We start from the raw sequence: 8,201 nt of genomic DNA, 5'->3' as shown, positions 1-8,201 counted from the left end.
GTTATTATAGTGAACGCCGGCAGCGATTTGTTCGGAGACTCCGGTAGTCCATGTCGTGCCACCCTGATAACGCGTTATAAACGCATCCGAGTCAACATACATACTGCCATCTGTGTTAGGGGAATTGTGCTGAAGTCCTACGCCCGAAGCTTTTCCGCCGTAAATATGCCAGGCCCGGTCCATTCCCTCTTGCGGCGAGCTAATGGGCAATCCAGAGCCCGGATAGTCGGTCACACTGACGTGGTAGTCACTAACCCCTTCTATATATACGGGTGTGTAATCCCCTTCGGTTATGCCGACAGGGAAATAGGTTTTGGAAACAGCTGCTGAATTGAGCCTGATCAAGTGCCCTGTGATACTGTTTCCGGTACTTACCATTCTGTTGGGACCAAAACCCTGTAATTGACCCAACCCGCTGGTAGTTAAATCATGGCCGTTTAGCAGGATGTCCCCTCCATCTACCTCGAAAATGAAATCATTTTGAAAGTGCAGGCCCGCGGCCAGGGAGCCCAAAGGGTTCGCTGTTCCGTATCCGGGGTCCTGAATGTCAGCCAGAATGATATTGTTCGGATTCCGATGCTTGACAATGGCGCCTATCGGGTTACCATTGTTACCATCAATGGTGGTAGGACCGGTCATGTCAGGGTAAAACGGATTCTCATCCGGATTGGCGAAAATGATCGATCCGGCACCGTTGTTTTCAATGACCGCAGTGGGGGCTATCCATATATATTTGCTGTATATGATGTGCGTTCCGCTGATATTCCAAACGGCATTGGGGCCCAGGTAAAGCGTTTCAGAATATTCAAAGGTTGTCTCCCCGATCGACGAAGTACGAACACTGTTGTCTAACGTTACACTGCCTGCCCCGGTTTGTGCAAACGATAGGATAGGTATATTTAAAAGGAGGATAATGGCAATAAGGCGTGCCCAAATATTTTGTGGTTCCATGCTTGTTTAGGTTTTATCTGCTGGGAGATGGACTAAATCGATTTGTTGCTGATAGCAAACCATTTTATCCCAGAGAAATCAGCACCCACTTTGTCCCGTCGCTTTGCAACAAATATTTCTGACCGAAGTTAGGGTTAGGACTGTTGATACCATTCACGGCAACAGGAATAGTACTCTGATTGACACCGGTCGCCACCTCAAAAGCGTAATTTGTTGTGACTGCCTGTGTTCCATTATTGATAATATAATACATCCGGCCTGCGCACGTGGCTGGGTCAGGTAAGCTGACGATTATAGCGGACGACTGGCGGCAAACAACCGTGTAGTCTTCTTCTGTAAGAGTTGTACTTTGCGTGACAGATCTGATCGGCGTCGATACCGAACCATACACCTGAAGGGTGCTGGATCCCACCGCCGAAGAATTTTTTCCGATCGAAACATTCCCTGTCTGATATATATGCTCACTATTACCGCTTGCTGGCGTGCTACTTCCCTGAACATTCCAGGGTTCGTTGCTGGTACCCGCACTTCCTGATGCTTTCACCCACTGGCTGCCGTCATTGTAATAGTAGCCTGGCACTACGTCGCCGGCCGTAGCGGTATTATATACGACCATACCAGCCACATGTGCATTTAAAGGAGTGGAGATTGATGTCTGCTCCAAGGCTACCCTTGGAAGCAAGAGCCCTTTGTTAGTACTTTCTAATTCGAGGACAGCATTTACATTTGGCAACCCCGGGCTCACTACGGTGCCATCTTTTATTTTTGTCTGCGCGTACGTTGTAAATCCGGAAAAAAGCGTAATCGTCAATAATAGGAGAATTCGTTTCATATTAGGTGTTAAAATTAAAATGATTAAAATATTCCATCGAAAAATGCTTATTTGTTATGTAGCCAGAGGCGGCGCCGAAGCAGGTGCTTCGGCCCGTCCGGGTAAGGATCGGCAAATTCGGTACGGGGATAATCCGGCAAATCACAAACAAACAGATAGGGGGGCGATCAAGAGATTCGTAAAGGGACCCGTCATAGATTTTCAAAAATCGCTGAAATCTATGTTCTCTTTTTTTGCCAAACCGTAACATGGGAAATTATTTTATTCCCGCTTATTTATCCTTTTTGAAAATATGGCTTACATTTTCAAGATTCGACCTTCTCGTAACACCAATCAACAACCTGTTTTACAGCCTTTTGAACCTCCTCCATATCCTCTTTTTTATTAATATTCATCCCGCAAAATGTACTACCATTCACCTTCGCATTCAGTACGAGATAGTAAATTCCGGGCACGATCACGGCAAGTAATGCACGGAAATTAATCCCTGACTCTTTGAAGTAAGGATCGCTCAGACTCAGTAATTCTTCGCCCATTAGTTCGCGGGAATTGGCCAAAGTTCTGGCAATATGGTTGGGCTCAGCGATCTGCCACCGCATAATTTCCTGCATTTCTTTATTCTGATAAAAATAGGCGATTTGGGCTTCCAACACTTGCTTGGCAAGCTGCTTCCCAAAGTCGTGCCTGCTGGCATCGAGGAGTTCTTCCACCTGACCTTCCATGGATAGCCAAAAGTCCTTTTGAGCCAGATAGGCTTTAAAAAGCTCCTCGACAGTCCCAAAATAACGGTAGATCAAAGTCTTACTTACGCCGGCAAGGTAGGCGATCGGCGCAGCTTTTAGGCCCTGGTAACCCTTGGCCATAAAAACTTCTCCGGCTGCCTGGATTAGCTTATTCTTTGTTGCTTCCTTGTCTTTTTTGTGTAAAGTTTCCATCAATGCTTTTATGTTTCGTCGGTATTAGGCCCACAGCGGCCTTTAATCTATCCATTTTGTGAGTATATCCATACGGAGGGCGGCCATCCGGAGCCGATCTGAATTATGACGACCAATAGCAGCAACCTTTCGACAACCGGTTTTTAGGGGCCTTGCACATTAAGCTGACAGGGAAATGCGGTTCTTACCCGCGCAGATGCGCATTAATTAAATGCCAAGCTATCAAACTATAACGGATTAATTTTCATCCTCTCAAAACTTCAAATGATGAAAACCGCTTTACTCTCAATTCTTCTGCTTTTTTGTTCTGGTTGCCTGTGAAAAGGACAGCCCAAAACCAGATCCGGCAACTAAAACCATCGTAGGCAAATGGAAGCATACAGGTTATAAAAAGAATGTAAATGGATCGAATGTCTGGGTTCCATTAGATGGAGAGCCAAACTATATAGTTTTCAGATATGATGGCGTGATACTCGATTCAAATGGTTGTCCCAATTGTGCACCCAGATCGTATTATGTGGACAACAAGCTCTTCGAGGTGATCCCTAAGGAAGCGATATCAATCCGTTCCCATTGCCACGTTCTTGACTATATTGGCTGTGCTACATGAAATATTGATCAGTCTGGAAATGAACTCATTATCATGATCTGCGAACCCTCTAACAGGAAATCCAAATACATTCGAGAGTAAGCGAGCTTATTATATTCTCCTGTTTTGAAATGCAACCGAATTCCCCCTTAGCGACGCTTTTCCCAGTCTTTAAAAATGAAGCGCAGCGCATCGAAATAAGCCGCAACGGGTTCGGTCATGTGGGTTTCGGTGGCGTAATGTTTATAGAGATAATCAAATCCTTTTAGCTTTTTTTTGGCAATTGTAGCATCCAGCTTTAATAAGTCCTTATGAAAAAACGAATTACGCCCCCCTTCGTTTCCGTCACTGTAAAAAAATACTTTGTTTAAGGCTGAACCGTTTTTTAGTGTTTCATCGGTCATTCTCAACAGATATCCATTGTCCCACCAGAGGGATGGACTTACGGCAATATACGCATCAAACAGATCGGGATGAGTCAATAAACAATTAAGCGCAGAAAGGCCCCCAAAGGAATGCCCGGCAAATATTTTATAGGGCGCTGTGTTATACTTTTTGTCGATCATTGGTATCAATTCGGTCTCGATAAATTGTAAAAATTTTTCGTTCCCGCCACTTCCTTTATACGAACTACTGTCTGGTTTGCCCTCGTAGTTAAGTAAGCTGCTGGTTGGCGTCAGGTCTCTGGTTCGTTGCGTATTTGGGATGCCAACGACCATTGTTTTCGGCATTGCCAAAACATCCGGCCTGCTCAGGTAGTCGACATACTGAGCAAGCAACGCAAAATGATTATCCCCATCCATGACGTATATGACTGGAAACCGTCTGTTTCCATCCGCGGAGTCTATTTTAGGATAATGCACATACACCTTGCGCTCTTCGTTCAAAAGCTTGGAATGAAGCGTCACTACCTCACTGGATGGAAATGTATACGCCTGGGTATGCTGGGAGTGTGCCTGAAAAGCAACAACTAAAAACAGACTTGTCAGCCATCGAAAGGAATAGGTAAGCAATTTCATTCGGTATCATTCAATTAATTAGTGCATCGGTTTTTTGCCTGATTGTTAACGGCTTGCTGCTATGGCGACACTCCGAGTTGTGTCAGCTTAAATATAGGGGTAATCATCAACGTGTACACCGCATTTATCAGGCTTTCAAGTTAAATAATCAGCGGAAGGTCAGGCCTAGGTTACCGGCGACCCGGATTCAACGTTATTGACAATTTTTCCCGGGAAGCTCTGATCATAGACATCTATACTTCGCTCTCATCTATCCCGCCAACAAGTTCGCTGGCCCCTTATTTTGCTGTAATCAAAACCGGTACCCGAGATGAATCGTCGGGAAAATCGACCAGCTTGCCTGCGAATATATGCCCGCCTTTTGTCACTACCGAGGGATTTAAAGAATGTATCAAATCTACCCACGGCACCAGGTAAAAGCCCTCCAACAATCATGATGCAGCACAGACACACAAACCACGTTTTCCACCATAGCGGAAAGGCCAAAAGAAGCCCGAACAGGACGCGATTGATCTCAAAATGGTTGCCAGCGAAGACACTGGTCTCAAACTGTTACTCACTGGCAAGAAATTCCGGATAGGCGGCAGAATCAACGCCATTCAAACTCGACTTTCCTTCGAGCTGCTTTTCCCACACTTCGGCAAAAGACACGTCCCACACCAAAGATCCGGCTCCAGAGGTGCAATGCTTTGCATCGCAGTTTACCAGGTCACGCCGCGAAATTTGCGCATCGGCCTGGTCAAGCCCCAGGCAGAAGAGACATAGTAACAATTCGATGAAATAAGCAGATCTCAAAGCAGACAGGCGGATGGTTTGTCGAAATTATTCTCGTGTAACTGAGACACGACAAACTTAAAAACCCCGGATCAATTTGCATTTTGGACTACACCCGCCAAGGTCAGTTATAGAAGAAATATGCACAAAATTGACAAGATAATGACTGAAACCGGTGGTACAATGTGCCAGCGGGATGGAGCATCCACTATTCATTTTTGAATATGTCAGTATTGTCGTAGTCGACATTTTTTTACATATTATGGATAGGCTAAAGTTTACACGAACTAATCTTCGGAATCGACATCAATTCAGTACGTTCAACCGGCACGCGAGCCGAACCGGATAGCTCCCACCTAAAACGATACTAAAACCTCCCCTGCGAGCCCGGGAAAAAGCGTACTGATAATATAAGTACACAAGATTGACAATATTTCAATCCCTCACTTTCCGGTGAAATGAAAATATTGCATTTCCAATTGCTGCAATACTAAACTTATTTTGAAGATGAAAACATCACCCATCTACGTCAACGTAGACTTAATTGCTATTGTTGATCCTCGCCCTGTGTTCAGGAAAGGTTTCAGGGAAATTCTGTCCGAGTCGCGCAAATCCCTGGAGGTTATCGAGGTGTCCAGCTGTCAAGAGCTTGAAAAAAGGTACGCCGAATATGCCCCGGAGATCATCTTTCTCTTCGGCGCAGGTCATTCGGACCTGGAAATTATCAACCTGGCTGGTCGTTTGAGGCGATATAGTCCGCTGGCCGGGATAGCCATATACGATAACCGTTCATCCCTGGACTTTCTGATCACCTTCTTTCAGGACAGCATTGCGGGTTACCTACCCGAAGATTTCGATGAACGTGACCTTGACATGTGCATCAATTCGCTGGGAGCAGGCCTGCATTATGTCAATAGCGAAATCGCGTATCGGCTCATCACCCACAAACCGGCCCGTCCAAAACAACAGCGGATAACAACGCTTTCAGGACTGGAAAGAAAGGTAGCCGGCTGCCTGATAAGAGGCATGACAACTTCTGAAATTGCCCATACGCTGGATCGAAGAAGCTCGACAATCAGTACTGTAAAATCGAATATTTATAGAAAGACCAATGTCCATAATATTATAGACCTGGCTGCTGCGCTCAAAAAGCAAGGCACGCCTCTTGAAATTCCGGGAGACGTATGACCCCCAGAGCAATCCGAATTACAGGTTTTAGCCTCAAAAATCCACGTTGACCAAAAAACAACACATGATTGACAAGAAAAGCGTATACCGTTTGCGAATAATTCAGAAATATTTGCAACCGGAACAGGTAAAACTTATTTGACAAAATAAAATTATCTCGACGCCAACCATACCTACCTAAATCCGCTGTCAAAATTCGAAATCATCATGATGATAAACTAGTACAACATACAATTTTACAAACCTTAGTCCATAGAACTGACGCTCGCCGAGATTAACGTATATAGCATATAGTTTGCTATACACCTGAATATATTTTGCCCTTGTTTTTCGCTATATACACTTGTTGCCACTTAGAAGCTCCCCTCCTTCAACGGATTGCACTGAATTCTTTTTTTAATTAAAACAAATAAAATATGAACAAACAGTTACGAAGTGGTCTGGCGGCCCTTGCGTTGACGATGCTTGGCCTGGCCGGGGCTCGAGCCCAGTCACCCGGGGGCGTCTCGCCAGCCGCGTGGTACAGGGCCGATGCTCCCAATTCGCTTTTCAGCGACGCTGGAAACACGGTCATCCAGGACGGCCAACCGGTGCAGCAATGGAACGAAATTCAAGGAAACGGGTTTAATCTCTCGCAAGCTAATCTCGGGAACAGACCCGTTTTTTCACGATCGATTCTTCAGAATTTCAATCCGACAGTGACATTTGACGGAAGCAACGATCAGATGTTTTATAGTGCGCCCGTCGGCATTAACGTGATTGACCGGGCTAGCGGCTCGCTCTATGCAGCAGGAAAGATACAAAATGTCCAAAACAGTGGTTTCCTAGGATTCCATGCGTCCATGGACTATCCCGGATTGCATATGTTTAATACGGCAGGGGCTGATCGTAAACTTTTATTCTTTACCGGCGGGCCAGGTTATCAGGGGCTAACTGGCGATCCCATCACCGCCAACTCGCCCTTTACAGCCGGAGGGGCGTGGCTAAACGGAGCAGGGGCGACCGCAGCTTATGCTGGCGGAACAGTATCTTTTAGCGGTGAAAGAGTCAGCTACTCCGGGACCGAACTGCAGAATACCGTCATCAACACTGCAAGTCGGGATTTGTATATCGGTGGGGACAACAATTATGGTCAATTCAGCGGTCAATTGAACGAATTGTTGGTTTTTGAAAACAGACTTTCGGTAGATGAAATGGACCGAGTTGAAACCTATTTGGCCATTAAGTACGGTAGCACTTTTGCAAAAGGCACCAGGGATTATAAGAACTCGTCATCGGGCACTGTATGGAGCGCTTCGACAAATAATGGGTTTCATTATAACATTGCCGGCATCGGTAAGGATATTCAGGGGGCACTGGACCAAAGACAATCATGGAGCACAAACCCGGGACAACAACTGTTGATCGGTAGCAATGCCGAACTACAGTCAACCAATGCTGCCCATAGTTCATCACTTACTGATGGCCAGTTCTTGGTATGGGGCGATAACGGCCTGGCCAAAACACCGGGAGTAGCGCTTTCAGGTCCGGGCATCAACTTCCGGTTTGCGGCGATCTGGAAAGTCCAGCAGACCGGTACCATCGGAACGGTACGTGTGGCTTGGCCGGCGGGTTTGACAAACCTGAAGTTGATCCAGAGCTCAGATGCAACCATCGACAGTTCCGATCCTGCTACCGATATGACTGCCACGCAGATAGTGAATGGTGTTTCCTACAATTACGCGGACGTCAGCCTGGCAGACGGGCAGTTCTTCACTTTCGCGGCTTTTGTTCAGGCACCGGGCGGGGTAGTCGCAAATCTTCTGATGTGGCACAAAGCTAATGACGGTGTAAATGCTGCCGGCGCTAAAAATATCTGGAAAGATATGTCCGTCAATGGAAGGGACGTTACCCAGAACAACAATGCAGCCAAC

7 protein-coding genes are annotated in these 8,201 nt (G+C 46.1%); 2 read left to right on the top strand and 5 right to left on the bottom strand.

The window, feature by feature from the left end; translation table 11 throughout:
• The 5 genes from BMW93_RS35005 to BMW93_RS35320 form a co-directional block, all read right to left on the bottom strand.
• The coding region (locus tag BMW93_RS35005) for a hypothetical protein (RefSeq protein WP_218147776.1) at positions 1-951 on the bottom strand (951 nt) is incomplete at its 3' end.
• Positions 952-1,015: 64 nt separating this feature from the next.
• Positions 1,016-1,783 (bottom strand): hypothetical protein, encoded by a 768-nt coding sequence (locus BMW93_RS35000; RefSeq protein WP_090387469.1) that lies wholly within the window; start codon positions 1,781-1,783, stop codon positions 1,016-1,018.
• Positions 1,784-2,088: 305 nt separating this feature from the next.
• Positions 2,089-2,718 carry a TetR/AcrR family transcriptional regulator gene (locus tag BMW93_RS34990; protein WP_090387465.1) on the bottom strand — a complete coding sequence of 210 codons (630 nt, stop codon included), beginning with the start codon at positions 2,716-2,718 and terminating at the stop codon, positions 2,089-2,091.
• Positions 2,719-3,456: 738 nt separating this feature from the next.
• Positions 3,457-4,326 (bottom strand): alpha/beta hydrolase, encoded by an 870-nt coding sequence (locus BMW93_RS34985; protein WP_090387463.1) that lies wholly within the window; start codon positions 4,324-4,326, stop codon positions 3,457-3,459.
• A 552-nt stretch (positions 4,327-4,878) separates the two neighbouring features.
• Complete coding sequence (locus BMW93_RS35320; protein ID WP_143061805.1) at positions 4,879-5,121, bottom strand: hypothetical protein; 243 nt, start codon at positions 5,119-5,121, stop codon at positions 4,879-4,881.
• Between the two features lie 486 nt (positions 5,122-5,607).
• Between BMW93_RS35320 and BMW93_RS34975 the strand changes: the two genes are divergently transcribed.
• Positions 5,608-6,288 (top strand): response regulator transcription factor, encoded by a 681-nt coding sequence (locus tag BMW93_RS34975; RefSeq protein WP_090387460.1) that lies wholly within the window; start codon positions 5,608-5,610, stop codon positions 6,286-6,288.
• Between the two features lie 416 nt (positions 6,289-6,704).
• The coding region (locus BMW93_RS34970) for a hypothetical protein (protein ID WP_143061804.1) at positions 6,705-8,201 on the top strand (1,497 nt) is incomplete at its 3' end.

Source organism: Dyadobacter sp. SG02, from assembly GCF_900109045.1.
Lineage (GTDB): Bacteria > Bacteroidota > Bacteroidia > Cytophagales > Spirosomataceae > Dyadobacter.
The sequence above is the reverse complement of the archived record's forward strand: the minus strand, read 5'-3'. Positions and strand labels throughout refer to the sequence as shown.